Source organism: Leisingera sp. F5 (assembly GCF_001593695.1).
Window position 1 is genome coordinate 29,718 of sequence record NZ_LUKH01000010.1, and the last position, 24,525, is coordinate 54,242.

Annotated in this window: 25 protein-coding genes and 1 pseudogene; 12 read left to right on the plus strand and 14 right to left on the minus strand. The window is 61.3% G+C overall.

From position 1 onward, the window contains the following. The first annotated feature begins 5 nt into the window (after positions 1-5). From A2I95_RS08700 to A2I95_RS08710, 3 genes are all read left to right on the plus strand, one after another. Positions 6-578, plus strand: coding sequence for a cob(I)yrinic acid a,c-diamide adenosyltransferase (locus tag A2I95_RS08700; RefSeq protein WP_291729391.1), 573 nt, complete (start codon positions 6-8; stop codon positions 576-578). A gap of 286 nt (positions 579-864) precedes the next feature. Then, positions 865-1,623 carry an electron transfer flavoprotein subunit beta/FixA family protein gene (locus A2I95_RS08705; protein ID WP_291729392.1) on the plus strand — a complete coding sequence of 253 codons (759 nt, stop codon included), beginning with the start codon at positions 865-867 and terminating at the stop codon, positions 1,621-1,623. Continuing rightward, a complete protein-coding gene (locus A2I95_RS08710; protein WP_291729393.1) occupies positions 1,623-2,552 on the plus strand; it encodes an electron transfer flavoprotein subunit alpha/FixB family protein in 930 nt (309 codons plus the stop codon). The genes A2I95_RS08705 and A2I95_RS08710 overlap by 1 nt, the downstream gene beginning before the upstream one ends. A 77-nt stretch (positions 2,553-2,629) precedes the next feature. Here the strand turns inward: A2I95_RS08710 and A2I95_RS08715 are convergent, their stop codons facing one another. Next, on the minus strand, positions 2,630-3,451 hold the full coding sequence (locus A2I95_RS08715) for a DUF6473 family protein (protein ID WP_291729394.1): 822 nt from the start codon (positions 3,449-3,451) through the stop codon (positions 2,630-2,632). Positions 3,452-3,604: 153 nt separating this feature from the next. On the opposite strand from A2I95_RS08715, the gene A2I95_RS08720 reads away from it, so the two are divergent. Beyond that, complete coding sequence (locus A2I95_RS08720; protein ID WP_291729395.1) at positions 3,605-4,480, plus strand: 3-hydroxybutyryl-CoA dehydrogenase; 876 nt, start codon at positions 3,605-3,607, stop codon at positions 4,478-4,480. Positions 4,481-4,557: 77 nt separating this feature from the next. On the opposite strand, the gene A2I95_RS08725 is transcribed toward A2I95_RS08720, so the two are convergent. Genes A2I95_RS08725 through A2I95_RS08755 form a run of 7 tightly spaced genes read right to left on the minus strand, consistent with a single transcriptional unit; the run spans position 4,558 to position 9,953 of the window. Beyond that, positions 4,558-5,451 carry a lysophospholipid acyltransferase family protein gene (locus tag A2I95_RS08725; RefSeq protein WP_291729396.1) on the minus strand — a complete coding sequence of 298 codons (894 nt, stop codon included), beginning with the start codon at positions 5,449-5,451 and terminating at the stop codon, positions 4,558-4,560. A 32-nt stretch (positions 5,452-5,483) separates the two neighbouring features. After that, positions 5,484-5,753: an HPr family phosphocarrier protein gene (locus tag A2I95_RS08730; RefSeq protein WP_027257312.1), complete on the minus strand. Its 270-nt coding sequence runs from the start codon at positions 5,751-5,753 to the stop codon at positions 5,484-5,486. Beyond that, positions 5,754-6,161 carry a PTS sugar transporter subunit IIA gene (locus tag A2I95_RS08735; protein WP_027257311.1) on the minus strand — a complete coding sequence of 136 codons (408 nt, stop codon included), beginning with the start codon at positions 6,159-6,161 and terminating at the stop codon, positions 5,754-5,756. It abuts the gene before it with no gap. Continuing rightward, the gene (gene rapZ / locus A2I95_RS08740) at positions 6,158-7,048 is read right to left on the minus strand and encodes an RNase adapter RapZ (RefSeq protein WP_291729397.1); all 891 of its coding nucleotides are present in this window, start codon (positions 7,046-7,048) and stop codon (positions 6,158-6,160) included. Before rapZ ends, A2I95_RS08735 begins: the two co-directional genes overlap by 4 nt. Beyond that, complete coding sequence (locus A2I95_RS08745) at positions 7,041-7,478, minus strand: HPr kinase/phosphorylase (RefSeq protein ID WP_291729398.1); 438 nt, start codon at positions 7,476-7,478, stop codon at positions 7,041-7,043. The genes rapZ and A2I95_RS08745 overlap by 8 nt, the downstream gene beginning before the upstream one ends. Before the next feature lie 2 nt (positions 7,479-7,480). Further along, positions 7,481-9,196: a sensor histidine kinase gene (locus tag A2I95_RS08750; RefSeq protein ID WP_291729399.1), complete on the minus strand. Its 1,716-nt coding sequence runs from the start codon at positions 9,194-9,196 to the stop codon at positions 7,481-7,483. A gap of 52 nt (positions 9,197-9,248) precedes the next feature. After that, positions 9,249-9,953, minus strand: a complete 705-nt coding sequence (locus A2I95_RS08755; RefSeq protein WP_027257307.1) for a response regulator transcription factor — start codon at positions 9,951-9,953, stop codon at positions 9,249-9,251. Between the two features lie 341 nt (positions 9,954-10,294). On the opposite strand from A2I95_RS08755, the gene A2I95_RS08760 reads away from it, so the two are divergent. The 3 genes and pseudogenes from A2I95_RS08760 (at position 10,295) to A2I95_RS08770 (ending at position 14,392) form a co-directional block, all read left to right on the plus strand. Then, a complete protein-coding gene (locus A2I95_RS08760) occupies positions 10,295-11,893 on the plus strand; it encodes a phosphoenolpyruvate carboxykinase (protein ID WP_291729400.1) in 1,599 nt (532 codons plus the stop codon). A 57-nt stretch (positions 11,894-11,950) separates the two neighbouring features. Beyond that, positions 11,951-13,425, plus strand: a pseudogene (locus A2I95_RS08765) (transposase). Positions 13,426-13,708: 283 nt separating this feature from the next. Continuing rightward, positions 13,709-14,392 (plus strand): PAS domain-containing protein, encoded by a 684-nt coding sequence (locus A2I95_RS08770; RefSeq protein ID WP_291729401.1) that lies wholly within the window; start codon positions 13,709-13,711, stop codon positions 14,390-14,392. On the opposite strand, the gene dgt is transcribed toward A2I95_RS08770, so the two are convergent. From dgt to A2I95_RS08785, 3 genes are all read right to left on the minus strand, one after another. Then, entirely contained in the window at positions 14,383-15,744 is a 1,362-nt protein-coding gene (dgt, locus tag A2I95_RS08775) for a dGTP triphosphohydrolase (RefSeq protein WP_291729402.1), read from the minus strand. The genes A2I95_RS08770 and dgt overlap by 10 nt on opposite strands. 63 nt (positions 15,745-15,807) lie before the next feature. Beyond that, positions 15,808-16,704 (minus strand): cation diffusion facilitator family transporter, encoded by an 897-nt coding sequence (locus A2I95_RS08780; RefSeq protein WP_291729403.1) that lies wholly within the window; start codon positions 16,702-16,704, stop codon positions 15,808-15,810. Positions 16,705-16,726: 22 nt separating this feature from the next. Further along, positions 16,727-17,494: a sulfite exporter TauE/SafE family protein gene (locus tag A2I95_RS08785; protein WP_291729404.1), complete on the minus strand. Its 768-nt coding sequence runs from the start codon at positions 17,492-17,494 to the stop codon at positions 16,727-16,729. On the opposite strand from A2I95_RS08785, the gene A2I95_RS08790 reads away from it, so the two are divergent. From A2I95_RS08790 to A2I95_RS08805, 4 genes are all read left to right on the plus strand, one after another. Next, positions 17,379-17,636 (plus strand): hypothetical protein, encoded by a 258-nt coding sequence (locus A2I95_RS08790; RefSeq protein WP_291729460.1) that lies wholly within the window; start codon positions 17,379-17,381, stop codon positions 17,634-17,636. The two genes, A2I95_RS08785 and A2I95_RS08790, sit on opposite strands and share 116 nt — an antisense overlap. Before the next feature lie 3 nt (positions 17,637-17,639). Beyond that, positions 17,640-19,325, plus strand: a complete 1,686-nt coding sequence (locus A2I95_RS08795) for an acyl-CoA dehydrogenase family protein (protein ID WP_291729405.1) — start codon at positions 17,640-17,642, stop codon at positions 19,323-19,325. Between the two features lie 172 nt (positions 19,326-19,497). Further along, positions 19,498-20,181, plus strand: a complete 684-nt coding sequence (locus A2I95_RS08800; protein WP_291729406.1) for an SGNH/GDSL hydrolase family protein — start codon at positions 19,498-19,500, stop codon at positions 20,179-20,181. A 265-nt stretch (positions 20,182-20,446) separates the two neighbouring features. After that, the gene (locus tag A2I95_RS08805; RefSeq protein ID WP_291729407.1) at positions 20,447-20,839 is read left to right on the plus strand and encodes an META domain-containing protein; all 393 of its coding nucleotides are present in this window, start codon (positions 20,447-20,449) and stop codon (positions 20,837-20,839) included. On the opposite strand, the gene recO is transcribed toward A2I95_RS08805, so the two are convergent. The 3 genes from recO to era all read right to left on the minus strand — a co-directional run bounded on the left by recO (position 20,823) and on the right by era (position 22,941). Next, positions 20,823-21,548, minus strand: a complete 726-nt coding sequence (gene recO, locus A2I95_RS08810; protein ID WP_291729408.1) for a DNA repair protein RecO — start codon at positions 21,546-21,548, stop codon at positions 20,823-20,825. The genes A2I95_RS08805 and recO overlap by 17 nt on opposite strands. Positions 21,549-21,617: 69 nt before the next feature. After that, complete coding sequence (locus tag A2I95_RS08815) at positions 21,618-21,947, minus strand: DUF1491 family protein (RefSeq protein WP_291729409.1); 330 nt, start codon at positions 21,945-21,947, stop codon at positions 21,618-21,620. Between the two features lie 88 nt (positions 21,948-22,035). Continuing rightward, positions 22,036-22,941: a GTPase Era gene (gene era, locus A2I95_RS08820; protein WP_291729410.1), complete on the minus strand. Its 906-nt coding sequence runs from the start codon at positions 22,939-22,941 to the stop codon at positions 22,036-22,038. Between the two features lie 202 nt (positions 22,942-23,143). On the opposite strand from era, the gene A2I95_RS08825 reads away from it, so the two are divergent. Next, positions 23,144-24,523 (plus strand): multicopper oxidase family protein, encoded by a 1,380-nt coding sequence (locus tag A2I95_RS08825; RefSeq protein WP_291729411.1) that lies wholly within the window; start codon positions 23,144-23,146, stop codon positions 24,521-24,523. The last annotated feature ends 2 nt before the right edge of the window (positions 24,524-24,525 follow it).

The window sequence follows — 24,525 nt, forward strand, 5'->3', positions numbered from 1 at the left end:
CGGCAATGGTTGTTTTGAACAAGATTTACACCCGCACCGGCGACAAGGGCGAAACCGCCCTTGGCAACGGCGACCGCGTGGCCAAGCATTCGGCCCGGGTCAATGCCTATGGCACTTCGGATGAGCTGAATTCCTTTGTCGGCGTGGCCCGGCTGGAAGCAGAGGGTGAAATGGACGCCGCACTGGCGCGCATTCAGAACGATCTGTTCGACCTGGGTGCCGATCTATGCCGTCCGGAGATGGCCAAGGACGCGGATGCGGAATACCCGCCGCTGCGGGTTGCCGTCGCTCAGGTCGAACGGCTGGAGGCCGAGATTGACGTGATGAACAAGGATCTGGAAGCGCTGCGCAGCTTCATCTTGCCGGGCGGCTCGAAACTGGCAGCACATTTGCATGTCTGCCGCACCGTGGCGCGCCGCGCCGAACGGTTGGCCACCGACCTCAGCACCGGTGAGGACGTGAACCCGGCGGCGGTGAAATACCTGAACCGCCTGTCGGACTGGTTCTTTGTCGCCGCCCGCGTTGCCAACAATGGCGGCAAGGACGACGTTCTGTGGGTTCCCGGCGCCAACCGCTGATTCCCCCTGCCACCGGTTTGATTCGCGATTTCATGCCGGTTTTCGGCCAATCCCGCGGGCAACGCGTCATTTGCATGCCCGCGGCAGCGCCAATCCGGGAGGCGGATTTCCCACCGGAAACATTCTTGCAAAAATGATGTTCCAAATGAGCAAACGCGACGTCGGCGTGCGCTAACGTGACGATTTTGCCCTGTTGCAGGCGCACACCAGCCGGTATCAACGCTGCGAGAGCATAGAGGGGAGTCGCCCTGGGGCGGCTTGCCGTTTGTTAAGGAGAGAACGCAAAATGAAGGTACTCGTGCCTGTCAAACGCGTGATTGACTACAACGTGAAGGTCCGCGTCAAAGCGGACGGCAGCGGTGTCGATCTCGCCAACGTGAAAATGTCGATGAACCCCTTCGACGAAATCGCCGTCGAAGAAGCCATCCGCCTGAAAGAAGCCGGCAAGGCTGACGAGGTGGTTGCAGTTTCGATCGGCGTGAAGCAGGCCCAGGAAACCCTGCGCACCGCGCTGGCCATGGGTGCAGACCGCGCCATCCTGGTGGTTGCTGCCGATGACGTGCACACCGACATCGAGCCGCTGGCCGTTGCGAAAATCCTGGCCAAAGTGGTCGAGGAAGAGCAGCCGGGCGTCGTGCTCTGCGGCAAGCAGGCAATCGACAACGACATGAACGCAACCGGCCAGATGCTGTCGGCGCTTTTGGGCTGGTCCCAGGGCACCTTTGCGTCCGAGCTGGACATCGAAGGCGAAACCGCCAAGGTGACCCGTGAGGTCGACGGCGGCCTGCAGACCATTTCCGTGAAGATGCCCGCCATCATCACCGTGGACCTGCGCCTGAACGAGCCCCGCTATGCGTCGCTGCCGAACATCATGAAGGCAAAGAAGAAGCCGCTGGCCGAGAAAACCGCAGCCGACTACGGCGTCGACGTCACGCCGCGCCTCGAAATCGTCAAGACCGAAGAACCCGCGGCCCGCGCTGCAGGCATCGTGGTTGGTTCTGTTGACGAGCTGGTTGAGAAACTCAAAGAAGCGGGGGCTGTGTAATGGCTGTTCTTCTCCTTGCTGAAGTGACCGACGGCGCCCTGGCGCTGGACGCAACCGCAAAAGCCGTTGCCGCAGCTGCATCGCTGGGCGACGTGACCGTTCTAGCCGCTGGCGCCTCTGCTGCTGCGGCTGGCGAAGAAGCCGCCAAGATCGCAGGCGTTGCCAAGGTGCTGGTCGCCGAGGACGCATCGCTGGGCCACCGCCTGGCGGAGCCGACCGCGGCCCTGATCGCTGGCCTGGCGTCTGATTTTGAGCACATCGTTGCGCCCGCCACCACCGACGCCAAGAACGTTCTGCCGCGCGTTGCCGCGCTGCTGGACGTGATGGTGATCTCGGACGTTTCCGGCGTTGTCGACGGCAACACCTTCGAGCGCCCGATCTACGCCGGCAACGCGATCCAGACCGTGAAGTCGAACGACGCCAAGAAAGTCGTCTCGATCCGCACCGCGTCCTTCGACGCAGCGGGCGACGGCGGTTCGGCATCGGTTGAGACCATCTCTGCCGCTGCGAACCCGGGCCTGTCCGAGTGGGTCGAAGACAAGGTTGCCGCAAGCGACCGCCCCGAGCTGACCTCGGCCGGCATCGTTGTCTCCGGCGGCCGCGGCGTTGGCTCCGAAGAAGACTTCAAACTGATCGAAGGCCTGGCCGACAAGCTGGGTGCCGCCGTTGGCGCATCGCGCGCTGCCGTCGACTCGGGCTACGCCCCGAACGACTGGCAGGTTGGTCAGACCGGCAAGGTTGTTGCTCCGGACCTGTATGTCGCCATCGGCATCTCCGGCGCCATTCAGCACCTGGCCGGCATGAAGGACTCCAAGGTCATCGTGGCGATCAACAAGGACGAAGAAGCACCGATCTTCCAGGTTGCGGACTTTGGCTTGGTTGCCGACCTGTTCGAAGCCGTCCCAGCCTTGACCGAAAAGCTGGGCTAAGCCCGGCTCGACAGCTGATTAATAAGGAAAGGCCCGCCATCCGGCGGGCCTTTTTGCTTCCACTTCCAGAGGTGTTCTTACTTCTTGACCAGCGGCAACAGATGGTCTGCCAGCGCATCGGCAATCCGCAGATGTTCCTTCGGCCCAATCATGTGGCGGGCGGCGGGCAATTCCATCTGGCCGAAGATCATGCCGGCGATGTCCTGTGCCACTGCCGCCGAAGAGGCTCTGAACTCCAGCACGCCCTGAACCTTGGGGCGCAAGGCATCGGCCATGGAACGGTCTACCAGGACCGGCTCTTCTGGAAAACCGGCTTCGGCGTCCAATTCATAGCGGAGCCATAGCAGCAGAACGCGGCCATCAAGCGCCTCGACCAAATCGCTCATCCGCTCGATCCAGCTGCGTTGCAGCTGTTCCTGCACTTTCTCAAACCGCTGGCCGGAGATTTCCCGCAGGGTGCACAGCAGATGCTTGTTGAAATGAAACTCTGTAAAATCCACTTCGGGATAGAGCGTCTTAAGGGCCGCGTGGGCCTGCAGAAACCGGTCGTTGCGGCGCGGGTGCACCCGGTAATATGGATTTGAGATGTTCTGCGCGCCCAGCATCTGCACCACGGATACATCCGCCTGTCTGGCGATACCAATCAGGGAATCATCCTGAACAAAACTGTCCAGCCCGGCGTTCACACTGCCTAGGTTGATGCAATCCAATCCAAGCTGGGTTTGCAGGGAGTCGACAAAGGGAAATTCAACGAACCGCCCGTAAACTTCGGTTCCACCAAGAAAGGCAACATAGGGTTTATCCAGGGACCGCTGCGGGCCCCGGACCAACAGCCTGGAATGCCCGTATCTGCATGGTTCCCCCGAAAGCGCCCCCGCGCTTTTGAGTTCATAGCTCATTTCACCACCAATTTTTCACCCGAGACTCACCTTGCCGCGCAAGCATTGCAAATTCCCTAAAGTGAGAATTTGCCTCAAATCGGCCCCAGCCGCCCTTGTGCCCGCCCTTCGCCCGCCAGTAAGGTTGCCGCAGATATTTCAGGAGCCTGAGGCATGGAAATTCAGAAGGTTGGAGTGATCGGCGCCGGGCAGATGGGCAATGGCATTGCCCATGTTCTGGCGCTTGCCGGGTACGAGGTCGTGCTGAATGATGTCAGCCAGCCGGCGCTGGACAGCGCCCTGAGCCTTATTCACAAGAACATGGACCGTCAGGCGAGCAAGGGAAAAATCTCGGATGCAGACGTAAAGGCTGCATTGGCTCGCATTACCCCCTCACTGACGCTTGCAGATGCCGGCGCAACCGATCTGGTCATTGAAGCGGCCACCGAACGGGAAACCGTCAAACAGGCGATCTTTGATGATCTGCTGCCGCATCTGCAGCCGCACACGATCCTGACGTCCAACACTTCGTCAATCTCGATCACCCGGCTGGCCAGCCGCACCGACCGTCCGGAACGCTTTATGGGGTTCCATTTCATGAACCCGGTGCCGGTGATGCAACTGGTGGAGCTGATCCGCGGCATTGCCACAGATGAACCGACATTCACTGCCTGCCAGGAAGTCGTGGCCCGCTTGGGCAAGACCTCTGCCAGCGCTGAAGATTTCCCCGCCTTCATCGTCAACCGCATTCTGATGCCGATGATCAACGAGGCGGTTTATACGCTGTATGAGGGCGTTGGTTCGGTCAAATCGATCGATGAGTCGATGAAACTTGGCGCCAATCACCCGATGGGTCCGCTGGAGCTGGCGGATTTCATCGGCCTGGACACCTGCCTGGCCATCATGAACGTGCTGCATGACGGGCTGGCGGACACCAAATACCGCCCCTGCCCGCTGCTGACCAAATATGTCGAGGCCGGCTGGCTGGGCCGCAAGACCCAGCGCGGCTTTTATGACTATCGCGGGGAAACGCCGGTGCCGACACGGTAGCAGGAACAAAAAAGGCGCCCCGCGGGGCGCTTTTCTGTTTCTGACCCGGTCTGTTTCTGACCCGGTGTGAGGCAGTCTTAGCCTGGCTTGCCGAGGCTCAGGGTATGTTCGCGCAGCCAGGCCATGAAACCGCGCGGATCGCTTTGCAGCTGTTCCATCTGCGCGTCCGTCAGCGGTTTGCCCACAACTGGCGCCTGCGGCTTGTTACAGGAGCGGACAATCTCGCGCAGAAGCAGACCCTGACGCAGGATCGGTGAGATCCGGCAGGCGATCTGGTACCAGCGGGAATTGTGGCCGGGGAAGTATATCGGCACCACCCGGGCGCCGGAGCGGCGGATCAGCTGTGCGGTGAAGACATTCCATTCACGTTCGACCGCAGGGCCGAACCAACTGTCGGAAGACATCACCACGCCCGACGGGAACAACGCCACCGCGCCGCCGTCCTTGAGGAAGGCCATGGTTTTGGCCCGCATGTCGACCATTTTGCGCTGCGCTTCGGGATCATGCGGGAACGGCACCGGGATCATAAAGGAGGTTGCGGCCTCATCCAGACCGGTCAGCACCGATCGGGTCAGAATACGGTAGTCCAGGCGGCGGCGGCCGATGAGGTCGGCAAAGATCATGCCATCGACCATCCCATGGGGATGGTTGGCAACGATCACCACAGGTCCGTCCTTGGGGATGTTGTTGATCTGCTCTTCCGGCGTCTGCAAATCAATGCCCATAATATTGAGGGCGCCGCGCCAGAACTTCTGACCGCGGTATTCCGCATTCTGCTTTTCGAACTTGCTGACCATACGCAGGATGGTCAGTTTTCCGGTGAGCCATTCGATGGTCTTGATCGCCAGCGAGGTCCAGCGATCGTCAAATGAATTGGCATAGGTCAGCGTGCGGCGGTCATAGACCTCGCCTGTCTGATCAGCGGTTTCCGGCGCGACGCCGGTATTCCTGTCGTGTGCGGTATCCGCCAAAGTGTCTTTCCCGTTCCGCTGCCGGCGCGGGCCTAGTAGCCCTCGCCGAACTTGCCGGCCACCAGGGCCTCGAGCGCATGCGCCAGCGCATCAGCATCGGGCCCCGAAGTCTCGACGTCAATAGTCGTTCCTTTCGAGGCTGCCAACATCAAAAGACCCATAATACTGTCGCCGGAAGCAGACAAGCCGTCCCTGATCACCTCTGCCGTGGCGTCGAACCCTTCGACCACTTCTACCAGCTTGGCCGAGGCGCGGGCGTGCAACCCCTTTTCATTGATGATTTTCAGCGTCTTCACAGCCATTTAATGTGCCTGCTCCCCATCAGGGTTTACGTTTTGAGCGTTTATGTACTTGCGCCCGGCCTCCATGGCCTGCCGGACCGCATCGGCCACAGGCAGGTGGCGGGATTTCGCCAGTTTGATCAGCATCGGCAAATTGGCTCCGTACAGAATACGGCGATCAGCCGGAGCGCAAGCCTTCAGGCTGAGGTTGGAAGGCGAGCCGCCGAACAGGTCGGTGACCACAACGACCCCGTCGCCGGTGTCCACTTCATTCGCAGCCGAGCAGATCTCATCCTGCTTGCGGTCCCTGTCGTCCTCGGGTCCGATGCCGATGGCCATCAGGCAGGGCTGCGGGCCCACAACGTGTTCCACAGCGGCAAGGTATTCCCTTGCCAGCTCGCCATGCGCTACGATCACAATCCCGATCAACCCGGCCTCTCACTTCTTTGCTGGCCTTGCAGCTCGCGGTGTCTAATTGACACTTGCAGGCCGTCTTCCGCAAGGGCCTTGGCCAGGGTTTCCGCCATCGTTACTGATCTGTGCTGCCCGCCGGTGCAGCCGAAGGCGATGGAAAAATGCGATTTCCCCTCTTCCTGGTAAGCCGGCAACAGCAGACGGGTGAGGTCCAGCACCCGGGTGAAGAAAGGGGTGAACCTGCCGTCGGCCCGCACATAATCCTGCACAGCCTGATCAATACCGTTGCACTGCCGTAATTCGGGCTGCCAATAAGGATTGGCCAGAAAGCGGCAATCAAACACCATATCGATGCCGTGCGGCATGCCGCGTTTGTAAGAGAAGCTTTGCACCGACAGTGCCAGGGCGCGGCCTTCAGGGGCAAACCAGCGTTCGATCTCTGCCTTCAACTGATGCACATTCATATCCGAAGTTTCCAGCAGGATATCAGCGCGGTCACGGATCGGCGCCATCAGATCCAGCTCGCGGCGCACGCCTTCGCCCGGAGATTCCGCGGGCGCCAGCGGATGCCGGCGGCGGGTCTCGGAATAGCGCCGCAGCAGCACGTCAGCTTTCGAATCAAGGTAGAGCACGGTCAACTCTACTTCGCGGCGGCCGGACAGCATATCGATCACATCCAGCAGCGCCCGCGGCGAGAAATCCCGGTTGCGGCTGTCCAGACCCAGCGCCATCGGGCGGGGTGCCGCAGCTGCATCAATCAGACCGGGCAGCAGCCGGAGCGGAAGATTGTCGATCGCTTCGAAGCCAAGATCCTCAAGCACGTTGATCGCCGTGGTCCGGCCTGCGCCGGAGGGGCCGGTAACCAGCACCGCCGGAACCGCCTTTTGCTCAACTTCAGGCATCGGGGTCCAAAGCTCCGCATCTGAGATACTGCATCAGTGCCGGAGCGAAATGCGCACCGTCCACGCGCTTGACCCGAAGCACTTTCTGCCCCAGCAATTGCGTGCTGTGCCGCATCGGCAGGCGTTCGGTTTCGACCTCATCCAGGTCCACCAGTGCAGACACCGGCACAGGGCTGCGGATTTGCGCGTGCAGCAGGCCCATGAACCGCGCCTCGATCAGTCCGCGGATCGGTTCAGGCGCGCTGGCCACAACCTGCCCGTCCAAAAGCTGCAGCAACACCCGGTCGTCCGCCACCAGCTGCGCGCCAAAGGCCATCAGCTGCAGTGCCAGCGCGGACTTGCCTTGCCCGGAAGTGCCGGTGATCAAAAGCCCCCGCCCCTCCAGCGCGACGCAGGAGGCATGCAGGATGAGGCTTTCTGTATCAGACATGGTTACACCGGCAGACCAACTACAAACCGTGCGCCCAAGGGTTCCGAGGTGACGTCGGCTTCTGTCGGGCGGATGTTTTCGGCCCAGATCACGCCGCCGTGCGCCTCGACAATCTGTTTCGAGATTGCCAGGCCGAGTCCTGAGTTGTTACCGAAATGCTCCACCGGGCGCTGCGAATAGAAGCGTTTGAAAATCTTCGACAAGGCCTGGTCCGGAATGCCTGGACCAGTATCCTCGACCACAATCAGCACCCGGTTGGCACGGCGTCTTGCCCATACGCGAATGGCGTCGCCCTCCTCGCAGAACGAGATCGCATTGGTGATCAGGTTGACAAAGACCTGCGCCAATCGCGCTTCAAGGCCCTGCAACTGAAGGGGTTGGGCGGGCAGGTCGGTGATGTAATCGATCCCCTTGGCGCGGGCGTCCTCGCCCAAGTATTGATTAAGGTTGCCCAGCATGGCCAGCAGATCGAAGTCTTCTTCTTCCTCCTTGACCAGCTCGGCATCCAGCCGCGACGCGTTGGATATGTCGCTGACCAACCGGTCCAGGCGGCGCACGTCGTGTTCGATCACCTCCATCAGCTTTTCGCGCTGATCGTCGCGGCGCACCATGCGCAGGGTGCCGACCGCCGACTGCAGGCTGGCCAAGGGGTTTTTGATTTCATGCGCCACGTCGGCTGCAAACTGTTCGTTGCTGTCGATCCGGGAGTACAGCGCCTTGACCATCCCGCGCAGTGCCCGGCTCAGCCGTCCGATTTCATCCGGCCGGGCAGACAGGTCCGGAATCCGGATCCGCCCCGGGTTTGACTTGCGGCTGCCGCGCTCGCGGCCAAGTTCGGCAGCCTCGGCGAGATCGGCAAGCGGGTTCGCGATAGTCGAGGCCAGCACCAGGCTCAACCCGACTGAGACCAGCAAGGCGACGACAAACATCTGCAGCACACGCTCCTGCTCGCCGCGCACCAAAGCGTCCACCTCGCCCGTCGGGGAGGTCAGCGCGATGACCCCGGCTGCCCTGCCATTATGCATGATCGGCGCTGCCGCAGAGATCACCCGGCTGCCTGTGGTATCCACGACCGTCTCAATGCCGGTGCCGCCGTTCATCGTCCGGTCGACCAAACCGCCCAGCCGTTTCTCTAAGGACGATCCCAACGCGGCAGAACCAGCAGCCGCCGCCTCGCCGCCATCAGCTATGCCCCAAATGGCCGACAGTGCATCGCTGATCAGCGTGCGGCTTCGGCCACTGTCATTCAACACGTTCAGGGCATCACTGCGGTCCACGCCCTTGATGCTGGAAATCAGATTGCCGGTAGTATCGAACACAAAGGCTTCGACGCCGCCGCGCAGGCTGAGCCGCGCCAGGGTGTCCTCGACCTGGATGCCGTCGCCTGCAGCGAAGCTGACTGCGCCTGCGGCCGGCATTTCGGCCTCAAAGACATCCGCCGCCAGCATGGCTTCGGATACCAAAGCGCCCGCGCGCTGCTGCACCAGGCTTTGACGCGAGGAATTCAGATACAGGATCCCGGTGACCAGAATGATCAATGCGATCAGGTTGAAAGTGATGATCTTCCGGGTCAGCGGCGAGCCCTTGAGCGACAAAAGCCCCCGGCGCGCGCGCTTGACCTGCATCTCCTGCGTGACGGATTGCTCAGGGGTGACCCAGTCTTCCCCTAGAACAACATCGCCGTCCTGCTGGCGTTGCGTAATGCTGGTATCGCGCATGCGCGCCCACTCCTTCGGCCCCGGGGCAAACAGCCCCGCTTAAACGTGCCGCTTATTCTTCATTGTAACGGTAACCGATTCCATAAAGCGTTTCGATAGCCGCAAAATCCGAGTCCGCTGTCCTCATTTTCTTGCGCAAGCGCTTGATGTGGCTGTCGATGGTACGGTCATCCACATAGACTTGGTCATCATAGGCCACATCCATCAGCTGGTCGCGGCTTTTTACAAAACCCGGCCGCTGGGCCAGCGCCTGCAGCAGCAGGAACTCAGTCACGGTCAGCGACACATCCCTGCCCTTCCAGCTGACCGCGTGGCGCAGCGGGTCCATCCGCAGGTTGCCGCGCTCCATCACTTTGGCCTCGGGCGAGGCGGTTCCGGCAGCGTCGCTGCTGATCGCCTCCTGGCGGCGCAGCAGCGCCCGGATCCGTTCGACCAGAAGGCGCTGCGAGAACGGCTTTTTGACATAGTCGTCAGCGCCCATGCGCAGGCCAAGCACCTCGTCGATCTCATCATCCTTGGAGGTGAGGAAGATCACCGGCATCTGGGATTTCTGGCGCAGCCGCTGCAACAGGTCCATGCCGTCCATCCGCGGCATTTTGATATCCAGCACGGCCATGTCCGGCAGCTTCTTGTTGAACGCGTCCAGCGCCGCCTGGCCGTCGTTGTAGGTTTCCACCTCAAAGCCTTCGGCCTCAAGCGTCATGGAAACGGATGTCAGGATGTTCCTGTCATCATCTACCAATGCAATTTTTGACATCGGAATTGCCCCTAATCTGCTCTGTTCTGTGTTATTTTTTAGCACTTTCATCGCCGTTATGGTGCCCCGAATCAATCCCATTTGAAGAATCAGGGCGATCTTTGGTCTCAATTGGGGCAAAAATACCTTAGCGTCTGCTGAACAAGCAGGCACCGGCGCAGGCTTAAACTGATGGTTGCGCTAAACATCGCCTTGGTGGCGCTAACTCGGGGGAACCGGCCTGTTCACCGCCCGAAACGCCGTGTTAAGACCCCGCCACCGGCAGCGATGCCGTGTTCTATTGCCCCATTGGCGCAGCCCGCAGCCTGCGTGCCGCCGCGCCGCCACAGGAGAAAAAACGTATGACATCTGGACGGGTTAACCCGCAATTCCGCCTCGAGGATCAGGGCATCGAGGGTCTGGGCAATGTCTTCTACAACTTCATGGAGCCGGCGCTGATCGAAGCCGCGCTGAAGCGCAGCGAAGGCACGCTGGGCAATGGCGGCGCCTTCCTTGTGACCACCGGCAAATTCACCGGCCGCTCGCCCAAAGATAAACACGTCGTCAAGTCGGACAGCGTGCGCGACACCATCTGGTGGGACAACAACGCAGCGATGAGTCCGGAAGGCTTTGACGCGCTTTACACCGACATGCTGGAGCACATGAAAGGCAAGGACTATTACGTCCAGGATCTGGTCGGCGGCGCTGATCCGGCCCATGCCATCAATGTCCGCATGGTGACCGAACTGGCGTGGCACAACCTGTTCATCCGCACCATGCTGCGCCGTCCGGACCGCGAAGACCTGGATGATTTCATCGCAGATTTCACGGTCGTCAACTGCCCCAGTTTCCAGGCTGACCCCAAAAAGCATGATTGCCGTTCCGAGACCGTCATTGCGATGAATTTCGACCGCAAGATGATCCTGATCGGCGGCACCGAATATGCAGGCGAAAACAAGAAATCCGTCTTCACCCTGCTGAACTACCTGCTGCCGGAGAAAGGCATCATGCCGATGCACTGCTCTGCTAACCACGCCAAGGGCAACCCGGTCGACACCGCCGTGTTCTTCGGCCTGTCGGGCACCGGCAAGACCACCCTGTCCGCCGACCCGGACCGGGTGCTGATCGGCGATGACGAACATGGCTGGGCGGACAACGGCACCTTCAACTTTGAAGGCGGCTGCTATGCCAAGACCATCAACCTGAATGCCGAGGCAGAGCCGGAAATCTATGCCACCACCTCCAAGTTCGGCACCGTGATCGAGAACATGGTGTTTGATCCGGAGACCAAGGAGCTGGATTTCAACGACGACAGCCTGACCGCCAACATGCGCTGTGCCTACCCGCTGCATTACATCTCGAATGCATCGGACAGCGCCCGCGGCGGCCACCCGAAGAACATCATCATGCTGACCTGTGATGCCTTCGGCGTGCTGCCTCCGATCTCGCGGCTGACCCCGGCGCAGGCGATGTACCACTTCCTGTCGGGTTTCACCTCCAAGGTGGCCGGCACCGAGCGCGGCGTGACCGAACCGGAACCGACGTTCTCGACCTGTTTCGGCGCCCCCTTCATGCCGCGCCGCCCTGAGGTTTACGGCAACCTGCTGCGCGAAAAGATCGCCCAGCACGGCGCGACCTGCTGGCTGGTGAACACCGGCTGGACCGGCGGCGCTTATGGCACCGGCAGCCGGATGCCGATCAAGGCAACCCGCGCCCTGCTAACCGCAGCCCTGGACGGCTCGCTGGCCAATGTCGAATTCCGCAAAGATGCCAACTTTGGCTTTGACGTGCCGGTCGACGTGCCGGGCGTTCCTGAAATGCTGCTGGACCCGCGCCGCACCTGGGACGACAAAGGGGCATATGACGCGCAGGCGGCCAAGCTGGTGCAGATGTTCTCCGACAACTTTGAGCAGTATCTGCCGTTCATCGACGAGGACGTGAAGGCTGCAGCCATCGGCTGAGGCTGTGCGGAAACTCCCTGCCTGGCATGGTAATTTCCAGACAGGCGCGGGAGGCTAATCACGGCAGGCTTTATCGAGGGCGCGAACCGGGATCAGACAACACTGTTTCCGGAACGGCTTGAAGACTGGATCTGCGAGGATCATCCGGTCCGTGCGGCCGGTCTCATTGTCGAGGACCTCGATCTGGCCGCGCTGGGTTTCAGCCGCCCCCTCCAGCACGAACCGGGCGGCCGGGGTCTCATCCGGCTGTGCCGCTCAAGCTCTTCATCTACGGCTGCCTGAACTGCATCCCCTCCAGCCGCCGCCTTGAGCGGGAAGCCGGGCGCAACGTCGAAGTGATGCGGCTGACCAGGCGCCTTGTGGCTGACCGCAAGGCCATCGCCGGCTTCCGCCGCGAGTTCGAAGGACCAGGAAGCGATCCCGGGGATCGTTTCCCCTGAGGACGGCCCCGCTATCCGCCGGACCTGCGCTTGTTTCGTAGAACCGTGCCGGCGTCCTCAAAGGTGCCTGCGCCGCCATCGGCAGGAGCAGGTTCAAGACGGTCAGCAACCGGGCCGGGACGTTATCAAGCGCAAGATTGCAAGCCGATTGGCCCATCTCGAAGCTGATGCCGAACGCTGCATCGGCGAGATTGTTCGCATTGACCGGCAAGAAGCCGGAGACGCCAGGGCCGAGAGGCTCGCCCAGCCCGGCAAACGCCGTGGGCGGCTCCTCCAGGAGATCGAATGCCCTAACGCAATGGGGGAGGCTCTGGCGGAGGCACCCGATGGGCAAATTTCCCTGACCGGCCCGGACGCGCGCGCCATGGCGATCAGCGCGCGCGGCAGCGGCCATGCGGGCTGCAACATCCAAAGCGCGGTGGATGCCGGCACCCCTCTGATTGTCGCGCACGAGGCAACCAGCCAGGGGTTCGGCCGCGATCAGCCGGCTCCCATGGCCAAGGCAGCGAAGACAGCGCTTGGGCGAAAGGGTCTGCACGCCCCCGCAGACAAGGGGTGCTTCAGAAGCGCCGGGATACTTGCCTGCCACAAGATTGGGATCACCACGGCCGTTCCGCATCCTGAAGCTTCAGGCAACCGCTCTAAGGGCATGTTCGTAAAGGCGGGCTTTGCCTGCGGCGCGTCCAAAGATGTCTATCACTGCCCCGCCGGTCAGGTGCTGAGCTATCGCTAACGCGAGAGGAAAACGGGCGGCCCATCCGGCGCTACTGGCCCGGGCGGTGCGGGCACTGCCCAATCAAGCGTCGCGGCACAACCGGCAAGGAACGCAGGATCTCCCGTTGGGAACACGCGCATCTGATTGATCAGATGCTGCCTCGCCTCGGCGGTGCGCATGATCCAATGAAGCTACGCCGCAGCACGGTCGAATGTTCTTTTGGCACAATCAAGGCCTGGATGGGAACGACGCACCTCCTGACGCGGCGGTTCAAAGGCGTCCGAACAGAGATGGCATTGAACGTTCTTGCCCGCAGCATGAAGAGAATGATCGCTCTGACCGATGTTCGCGGGCGGATAAAAGCGATCCCATCCTGAAGGGGCAGTTCAATCTCCCGGATCTTTCGCCAGATCATCGTCGAGGCCGCTCAGGAGCGAGATCAACGGGGCTGCCGAGAAGGAGTTTCCAAAGAGCCTCGGCTGATCCCTTTCAGACTCTTCCGAATAACGCCCCCCCCCCCCGGCCTTGTGCTGATTTTTCATTCCAGGAAATTATTTTTCCAGTAAACACTTCTTTAACCCTTCCGGCGCAATCCTTCCGCAAACGCAGCTTTACGGCTGTTTCACCGAGTTTTGCGCCACGCTCCGGGGAGAGGTCAGAATGGACAAAGAGGCTTTAACAGTTTTCAACAGTATTTTCAGTTCCGGCAGCGCCTTTGTGTACCGCTGTGCCAATGACGAAAACTTCACGATGAAGTTCATGGCCGGGCAGATCGAAAAGCTCTGCGGCTGCCCGAAATCGGACATTCTAGGAAATGCAAAGGTGTCCTATGTCAGCTTGACTCACACAGAGGACATCGACCGTGTCTTTGCCGATGTGGATGCCGCAATCGAAGCGCGGCAGAACTGGGACGTCGCCTACCGGCTGAGCCGGCCGGACGGCTCAGCCGCCTGGGTGCGCGAGCGCGGCAATGCGGTTTATGATGATGACGGCGAAATGGTTTACCTTGAGGGGTTGGTCGTGGATGCCTCGGCTGAGGTCAACCTGCGCAGGGAACTCGAAGAGACTTTGCAGAAGACCGAAGCAGACAATGCCGAAATCCTCAAGCTGGCAGAGAATATTCTACGGTCAGTTCAGAAACTTTCGATCCTGGCCATCAATGCGGGCATCGAGGCTGCCCGGGCCGGAAAGGCCGGCCAGGGCTTTGCGTTTCTGGCGCGTGAGATCAAGGCGCTTGCGGACGAGAACAACGCTTGGGCGAACCGGATTACGGATCAGATGGCGGGCCGCGACAGCTCAGCCCGCGACAAGCTCATGCGCGCACGGGCAACGGATCAGACCTGAAGCGAGCCTGTAACCATGTCCCGGACTTTGACCGCGTAACGGTCAGTCATGCCGGAGACGAAGTCGGCAAGCGAGTGCATGGCCGTATAGGCGTCCTCCACCCCGCGCAGGTCCAGGTCCACGGCGCGGATCAGCTGCTTCCAGTGCGGGTACTTTTTGCCCAGCTGATCCTGATCCCATTCACAAGAAGCGAGATCGGCATACAGCCCGTGAAAATGGTCGAGAAGGCGGTGCAGCACCTGGTGGCCTGCAACTTCCAGCTCGGTCTTGCGGCGCGCGGCAAAGATGCGCTCCACCGACAATCGCTGAAGTTCAGCGAACGCATCTGCCTTGGCTGAAGCTCCGATCAGATCGCCGTCGAACTCGCCGCTCATGATGGCGTCGTAATTGTCCATGAACGCCTGAACCGCCGCGCTGGTGGCAGCACCGATTGACAAGGCGCGCAGCAAGGCCACCCGGTCATTCAGCGGCATGGCCGCGTCTTCCTCACGGTTGGGCTTGCCGGTGATGTCTTCCAGCACTGCTGCCACGTCGGAGCGGTCCAGGTCACCGACCGCGCCTGCGTCCTCGATATCCATGATCCGGTAGCAGATGTCGTCCGCCGCCTCGACCAGGAAGGCGAGCGGATGGCGGCGGTACCAGCCCGCGCTTTCGTGCAGCATTCCGGTGGCTTCGCAGATTTCGTCCAACAGCCCGGTGTCAGAGGCAAAGACGCCGAATTTCTTGAGGCCTGTATAAGGTGCCGGGCCGTCGCCGCAGACAATGTCGCGGACCTGGCGGGTGCAGGGGTACTTTAGAAATGCACCCAGCGTTGCATAACTGAGCCGCATGCCGCCCTCGCGCCGTGCCATTTCCAGCCGGCCGGCGATCCGCAGTCCTTGGGCATTGCCTTCGAAATGGGCGAACTCGGCCTGCCGGTCCGCCGGGATCCGGACAGCCAACCCGTTTTCAGACTGGAATTGAGCTGCGAACCAGCCGCCGATGCTATCCTCGCCAGAGTGACCGAAGGGCGGATTGCCAATGTCATGCAGCAGGCAGGCGGCCTGCACATGGCCCGCAATGCGCAGAACTTGATCCGCAGAGATCCGCCCGTCCTTCAGCAGGGCATGGCCGGCACTGGTACCGAGTGACCGCCCGACGCTGCAGGTCTCCATACTGTGAATCATCCGGTGATGCACATGGTCGTGGCTGTAAAGCGGATGCACCTGGGTCTTCTGCGCCAGCCGCCGGAACGGCTCGGAAAACAGGATACGGTCATAGTCCTGCAGATAGGCCTCGCGTCCCGGTGCTTCGGGGTAGTCCGGCCGGCACAGCCGCCCCGGGTTCAGCAGCCTGTTCCACTCCATCGCCATGTGCCTGCTCCTTTGCCTGTTTGAACGCGGTTAAACGGGAGGCCGGGCGGAAATGCAATCGCTTCAGCGCGGCTTGATCCCGGCAGGCTCCAGCTTGTGCTCAGGCTCCACGTGAATCACCGGCTGCGCGTCTGGAAACCCCTTGCGCAGTGCGGCTTCCACACGGTCGCAGATATCGTGCGCTTCCTGGACAGTCATACTGCTTTCGACAACCATGTGGCACTCCACAAACAGCGCCCTGCCTGCGCGGCGGGTCTTGAGGCCATGCACCTGCAACGCTCCGGCCGCCGAACTATGGATGATTTCCTCAATCTCTGTACGCTCCCCTTCAGGGGCGGCGGTGTCCATCAGCCCGTTCACTGATCCGGAAATCACCTGCCAGCCTTCGCGCAAGATGTTGACCGCAACCAACAGTGCCAGCAGCGGGTCAAGCACGGCCCAGCCAGTAGTCAGCGCCAGCACCAGGCCGAACAGCACCCCTGCCGAGGTCCAGACATCGCTCATCAGGTGGTGCCCGCCGGCAGACAGCGCCGGTGAATGCAGCCGCCGCCCCGCCTGCAACAGCACCCGCGCCCACGCCAGGTTCACGCCCATTGCCACGGCATTGACCACCATGCCCGCAGTGCCCCACTCGGCGGCGGCAGGGCGGCCCAAGGCATTCACGGCTTCATGCACGATGACCAATGCGGCGATGACAATCAGGATGCCTTCGGCCACAGCAGAGAAGTATTCAGCCTTATGATGGCCAAAAGGGTGGTCTGCATCCGGCGGCCGCTGGGCATAGCGCACGGCAAACCAGGCCATCACTGCGCCGCCGATATTCACCAGCGACTCCAGCGCATCAGACAGCAGCGCGACTGACCCTGTCATCATCCAAGCGGCCGTCTTAAGCCCCATGACCGCCAGCGCGATCAGAATCGAGCCTGTTGCCAGTTGCCCGGCACTTAGCCGTTGATGCATGATCCCGTCCCCCGGCCCCTGTTCACATCAGCAAGCCGCGGCGCAGCAGGTTCAGCCCGGCGATCAGCAAAACCACAAGTGTTGCGCGGCGGAACAGCGCTTGGTCGATCCGGTCATGCAGCTGACCGCCGATCCACATGCCAACCACCCCGGGCACGATCAGCGCCAGCGAGAAAGGCGCAGTTTCAGCACGGATCACACCCGATCCGATATGCGCCACCAGAAGCGCCACTGCGCCGAGACCGTAGATCACGCCCTGCACCCGGATCTGTTCCGCCTTCCCGGTATTCAAGGCGGTGAGATAGGCCACTGTCGGCGGGCCCCAAACCCCGGAAACACCGCCGATCAGCCCTGCAATGCCGCCCACCACCGCCTCGCTGCGGCGTGTGGGGTTTGCGATGGTGAAGACCTTGCCCATCAACTGGATGCAAGCAAAGACCGTGACCGGCAGGCCAATGACCAGCAGCAGCGCCTGCTGCGGCAGCAGCCGCACAGACTGGGCGCTTAGCAGCAGGCAGACAAGGCCGATAAGCAGGAACACCCGGAATTTGCGAATCGAGGCCATGGCAGCCGCAGGCCCCTGGCGCAGCGCCTGCATACCGTTTGTCACCAGCGTCGGCAAAATAAGCCCGGCCAGCGCCAGATCCGGCGCCAGAAACATGCTGAGACCGGAAATGAAAATCATCGGCATGGCAAAACCAACCAGGCCTTTGACTGTGCCCGCCAGCAGCGCGATGCCAAAAGCTGCTGCCAGCTCTGCCGGGGAAAGAAGGGAAAACAATGCCGTCATACCTCCGCTGTACCATATCCGCAGCGTGCTGCATTGGCAAAATCAACACGCAAGATTTGGTCCAAACACCGCACCTGTGAGTATTTTTGTTGCGCTGCACCTGCAAAATGATTTACCACCGGGCGACCGAAGAAGGATCTGATTCATGGCTCATGACGGACAGGACTTGCAGATGAAACCGACACTCATTCCCGACCTGCTGGCGCTGACCGGCGCCGCACTGGAACCGCTGGACCAGCTGCTTGAGGCCGCCCGCGCCTCGGTCAAGGAGATGGTGAGCAGCGACGGCCGCGTCTCAGGCCGTCTGATCGAGGAAAACCAGGTTGCCGCACATGGCCTGTCGTGGCTGGCAACCTATGTCTACTCGTTGCGCCAGATGCAGAAATGGGCCGAGAAACTGCAGGGTGAGGCCAAGTTCGGCGAGATGGAGCAGCTGATCCATCAGATCGGCTTTGGCGAATACCTGTGGCAGGTCTACGGCGGCATCCAAATGAACCAGGGCGAAATCATCCGCCTGCAGGATCTGGGCCTGAGCCAGGATGCCCAGCGTGCGCTGATGATGCCAGCGGTGATGACGCTATGCGAGCAGGGCAACAGCCAGGCCGCACGCACCCGCCTGGTCGAGCTGATGGAAGAACAGGCTGGCTCCACCATGTTCGGCGCCTCTGGTCTGGAGGAAGAGCTGGAGATGATCCGCGACCAGTTCCGCCGCTATGCGGTGGAGAAGGTCGAGCCCTACGCCCATGACTGGCATCTGAAGGACGAGCTGATCCCGCTCAGCGTGATCGAAGAGCTGGCGGAAATGGGTGTTTTCGGCCTCACCATCCCCGAGGAATACGGCGGTTTCGGCCTCTCCAAGGCCTCGATGGTGGTGGTCTCCGAGGAGCTGTCGCGCGGCTATATCGGCGTTGGCTCGCTGGGCACCCGTTCGGAAATTGCAGCGGAGCTGATCCTTTGCGGCGGCACCGAGGAGCAGAAAGCCAATTGGCTGCCCAAGCTGTCCAGCGCTGAAATCCTGCCCACCGCTGTGTTCACCGAACCGAACACCGGTTCCGACCTCGGCAGCTTGCGCACCCGCGCGGTCAAAGACGAAAACGGCGATTACAAGATCACCGGCAACAAGACCTGGATCACCCATGCCGCCCGCACCCATGTGATGACCCTGCTGGCGCGCACCGATCCGAACACCACCGATCACCGCGGACTGTCGATGTTCCTGGCAGAAAAAACGCCCGGCACCGACGAGACGCCGTTCCCGACCGAAGGCATGACCGGCGGCGAGATCGAAGTGCTGGGCTACCGCGGCATGAAGGAATACGAGCTGGGTTTCGACAACTTCCACGTAAAGGGCGGGAACCTTCTGGGCGGCGAGGAAAACAAAGGCTTCAAGCAATTGATGGAGACCTTTGAATCGGCCCGCATCCAGACTGCGGCCCGTGCCATCGGCGTGGCACAGTCGGCGCTGGACATTGCCATGCAATACGCCCAGGACCGCAAACAGTTCGGCAAGTCTTTGATCAACTTCCCCCGCGTCTCCGGCAAGCTGGCGATGATGGCGGTGGAAATCATGATCGCCCGCCAGCTGACTTACTTCTCGGCCTGGGAAAAGGACCACGGCCACCGCTGCGACCTGGAGGCCGGCATGGCCAAGCTGCTGGGGGCCCGCGTCGCCTGGGCCGCCGCCGACAACGGGCTGCAGATCCACGGCGGCAACGGCTTTGCTATGGAATACAAAATCTCCCGCGTTTTGTGTGATGCAAGGATCCTGAATATCTTTGAAGGCGCCGCAGAAATCCAAGCCCAGGTTATCGCCCGCCGCCTGCTGGGCTGACCGACCGAAAGCAGCTTCTCGGGTTCCGTCCCGCTTTAAGCCCGGTGTTCGCGCCGGGCTTTTTGCAGCCGGGATCTGCCCAGGATGCGTTCGCGCTGCAACCAATGCGAGGAATAAGACTGTTTCCAATCCGGTTATTCGATCTTTCACCAATTATGGTTAACAAGAAACCATGACACTCTTGCGCTGCCTTCTGCTTCCCGTGCTGTTTCTGTTTTCCGCCTGCGCCGATACCGTGCCGGTGGATCAGTCCCCCCGCATTCTGGCGATGGGGGATTCCCTGCTGGCCTGGCACAGCCTGGCAGGCAAATCCATTGCCGACACCGTTGCCCGAGAGTTGCAGGAACCAGTCGTTGACCGCTCCGTCTCAGCCGCGCGGATCATCTACAAGCTGCCGATTTCCGGCGCGGCGGGAATGCAGATCCGGAAACAGTACAAGCCCGGCAAATGGGACTGGGTGATCGTGAATGGCGGCGGCAATGACCTGTGGCTCGGCTGCGGCTGTTTTGCCTGTAATCGGAAACTGAACAAGCTGGTTTCCCCCGACGGACGCAAAGGAGCGATTCCGGGCATGCTGTCAGAACTGCGCACAACCGGTGCCAAGGTGATCTACGTCGGTTATCTGCGCAGCCCCGGAGTGGGATCGATGATCGAGCATTGCCGCGATGAGGGCAACGAGCTGGAAACCCGCATCGAACGCCTGGCGGCACTGGATGAGGGCATTTTCTTATTGTCGAACAAAGACATGGTGCCTTTTGGCGACCACTCCTATCATGCATTGGATATGATCCACCCGTCGGTAAAGGCCAGCAGCGAGATTGGCCGCAAGGTGGCCGAAATCATCCAGGCAAATTAGGCGGCCCCTCCCGCCGCTTCAGACGCATTCATGGAATGCATCTTCTGCGTTGGGCCGGGCGCCGGGCTGCGCACGGCGCAAACAGCGCATTCCCGCCCGGGCTCGTCCGCACCGCGCATTGCGCGGCGCCATGCCCAACGGGCGCAAGGCATTCACAATGCCGCTGCCGCGGGCGGGAGCCGTCACCTTTCCAGTTCAGGGCCCGCCTTGCGTTCTCTGCGCTCCTTTTCCAGAGTGCAAAAAATCACTGCTATACGGAAACCTTATGCCGCGTGCTATTTTGATCTGCTTACTGATGCTTGCCAGTGCCTGCACCGGAGACGAGACTTTATCGGCCTTTGGGGCGGCGGATAAAACCTGGCGTCTCTCCAGTATCGACAATGCGGCCTTTCCTGCAATTGCCAGGCTAGCATTCCCTGAACCTGGAAAAATCACCGGGCATACGCCCTGCAACAGTTTCCAGGGTGCTCAGACCGCACCTTACCCCTGGTTCAGCGCTGAGGCGCTTACCGTTACACGCGCGGCTTGTCCCGAACTGGCACTTGAAACCGAATTTCTGCAGTCCCTTCAAAAAATGACGCTGGCCGAGGTTTCCGGGGATGTGCTGATCCTCAGCAACGGCCAGGGGCGCGAGATGCTGTTCACAGCCGGCGGATGAGCAAATCCGCCAGCCGCCTCCGTGCCTCTGGAATTGGCAGATTGCCCAAAGATGGCGCCAGATGCGCGTCCAGAAAATAGCCAGTGGTGCGCAGCGCCTGCACAATTTCCGCATCCTCCGCGCTGCCCTGTCCCAGCATCACCGGCGGCAAGGGCAGCAGCCGATCCGCCCAATCACCGGCGCCTTCACGTGAAACAGCCCGGCCTGATTTCGGCGAGACATAACTCAAGGCTCTGTCACTGCCGGTCACGGCGCAAGCTGACAGATCGAGGCCAAAACCCATCTCCTCCAGCAGCGCCAACTCCCAGCGCAGATAGGCAAGCGGCCAGAGCTCTTCATTACCCAAGAGATCCAGCAGCCGTTCACTGCGGGTATAGAGATCAGGGTGCGGCTCACGCTCTGGCAGACAGAAGGACAGCAGCGCTGTCACCGCATTAAGGCCGGCTAGTGCCAGCCTTCCGGACATCGCTGCTGCAGCACGGCTTCGTAGTGGCTCAGCGTGATAGCTGCCCAGATGGTCCTCCAGCCGCGCCCGCCAAGTCACGTCCAGCTGCGCGCCGGGCTGCAGGATCGGCGCCAGCTTGCGGCTGGCACCGGCGCGCACCATGCCCGCGTGGCGGCCATGCTCTTCGGTGAAGACGTCGATGATGGCCGAGTTTTCACCGTGGCGGCGCACTGAAAGCAATATGCCGTGATCACGCCACTCCAATGGCGGCCCTCTCTGTTGTTCCGGCAGCCTCAGCAGACCGCATTGCGGTGCGTTCCGCAAGCGTCAAGACTATTCCAACCCAGGCTCGTCCAGCAGATGGCGTCCAGCCCGGTCTTCGACCTCAATAACCCAGAGGTCGGGATCAAACGAACGCTGACGCAGGATAGAGGTGTCGACCTCAGCTTCCGGCCCGGCTGAAAGCTCATCCCATTTGCGCGCGCCGCTCATCAGGTCATAGGTGCGGTGGAAGGCGCGTGCCTGGCCGTCCAGGGTGTTAAGTTTCACCAGCACGGCACCCGCCGTGTCGTCACCGTGCGACGTTACAAAGGCAGGAATTTCCATCAGCCGCAGCCGGGCCAGATAGGCCTGCACCCAGAATTCAGCAGTAAGGCGGGTCATGCTGCGCGTTTTCCGGCGGTGCCGCCGGTTGAACGCACGGGCGCCTCTGGCAGGAGTATTTTCACAAAGGTGAAGTGCATGGGCAGCTTCAATTGCCGTCTTTGAAGTCGAGGCCCATTTCGGAATAGCGCTCGGATTCTTCCAGCCAATTCGGGCGCACCTTCACTTGCAGGAACAGATGCACCTTGCGGTCCAGGAATTCCTCCAGTTCAGCGCGGGCCGCTTGGCTGACCGCTTTGATCGTCTCGCCCCGCTTGCCCAGCACAATGCCCTTATGCCCGTCGCGCACCACATAAATCAATTGATCCACCCGGGCTGAGCCGTCCTTGCGTTCTTCCCAGTTCTCGGTTTCGACAGTCAGCTGGTAGGGCAGTTCCTGGTGCAGGCGCAGTGTCAGTTTTTCACGGGTCATTTCCGCCGCAATCATCCGCATCGGCAGGTCGGCGATCTGATCCTCGGGGTAGAGCCAGGGGCTTTCCGGCAATTTGCCCGCCAGCCACTGGCGCAGATCGTCGACGCCATGGCCGCGTTCAGCAGAGATCATAAAGGTTTCGGCAAAGCCGTAGCGGCTGTTCAGGTCCTCGGCGAGGCCCAGCAGTTTCTCAGCCGGCACCCTGTCAATCTTGTTGATGGCCAGCGCCACTTTGCGGCCGGTGCCGATTTCTTCAAGCCCGTGCAGAATGGTTTCGACGCCTTCGGTGATGCCCCGGTGCGCCTCGACCATCAGCACCACAACGTCGGCATCGGCTGCGCCGCCCCAGGCAGCGGCGACCATTGCCCGGTCCAGGCGGCGGCGCGGTTTGAACAGGCCCGGCGTGTCGACGAACACCAATTGCGCGTCGCCCTCCATTGCCACGCCGCGGATCCGCGTTCGGGTGGTCTGCACCTTATGGGTCACGATCGATACCTTGGCCCCGACCATGCGGTTCAACAAGGTAGATTTGCCCGCGTTGGGCTCTCCGATCAGGGCAACGAATCCGGCGCGTGTGGTCATCTGTACTGGTCCTGTTTGCAGAGCAGACCCACTACAGGATTTTACCCACAGGGGCCAGAGGCGTTTTCAACGGGCTTCCGGCACCTTCCCACAACCTTGCCCTATGTCAAAGACCTGTGGCAGATCCAATGTGACAACCGCAGCGCCAAGCCACTTCGCGAGCCAGGCTTTTCATGACATTTGCGCCTTGGGGAGGCTTCCAATGAAACGTCGTGATTTTCTGCTTGGGTCTGCTGCGACGGCAGGCGTGATGGGCGCTGCGTCCTGGAGGGCAGCCCGCAGCACCGAACAGCAGCTGACCATTCAGACCGCCCGCTTTGCCTTTCGCGAACAACCTACAGACGGGTTGGTGAGCCTGTCGCCGGATGCGCCGCCGCCGGTTCTTTATGGCACCCAGGGCAACCCCATGCGCCTGCGGGTGGCCAACGGCACCGAAGATTACACCGCGATGCACTGGCACGGGCTGCGGATCGCCAACGCAATGGACGGGGTGCCCTATCTGACTCAAATGCCGATCGCCGGCGGCGAGTCGTTTAGTTATGAATTCACTCCGCCGGATGCGGGCACCTACTGGTATCATCCGCACTGCATGACCATGGCGCAGATGGCGCATGGGCTGACCGGGGTGATGGTTGTCAGGGAAGCAGAGGATCCCGGTTTCGACGGTGATCAGGTGATCAATCTGCGCGACTTCCGGCTGGATGATCAGGGCGCCTTCCTGCCCTACTACACCGCCCGCGGCGCGGCCCGCGGCGGAACCCACGGCAATGTGCTGACCGCGAACTGGCTGCAGGCGCCGGTTTACGATCACCCCGCTGGCGGGCTGGTGCGGTTGCGCGTAGTGAATACGGATACCACGCGGATCTACAAGCTGCATCTCAGTACAGACCAGGCAAGGATCATCGCATGGGACGGGCATCCCGTGGATATGGACATTCCCCTGCCCTCCGCCTCGGAGCCGCTGCTGGTCGGCCCCGGTCAGCGGGTGGAATTTGCGGTGCAGATGCCTGCAAGCGAGGGGCAGACAGCGGATCTATTGGCAGAGCTTCCGGGTCAGCCAACGCGCACCATGGCCCGGTTGCGTTCGGTTGGCACAAACCTGGCGCGCGACATGGCCGAGTTGAAACCGCTGCCGGCCAATCCGGTTTCACGGCCGGATCCCTCAAACGCCGACGTGCTTGATTTCGTCTTTGGCTGGACGCCTGAGGGCGGACCGCCGAATGACGGGTATTGCGGTTCTCTCGGCTACAGTTTCTGGTCGATCAACCGAACGCCCTGGGCCGGGGATGCGGCCAAGGGCACCGGGCCGCTGGCGACACTGGAGCGCGGCAGAAGCTATGTGCTGCGGCTGAGGAATGAATCGCCGAACCTGCATCCGATCCATTTGCATGGGCTGGCATTTATCCCGATCCGATCAAACCTGCGCACGCTGCCCCCGCTGGTGACGGACACCATGCTATTGTTGAAGGATGAGGTGGCCGAGATCGCTCTGGTTGCGGACAATCCGGGCGACTGGGCCTTTCACTGCCATGTGATCGAGCACCAGAAAACCGGCCTTGCGGGTTACATCCGCGTGACCTGATG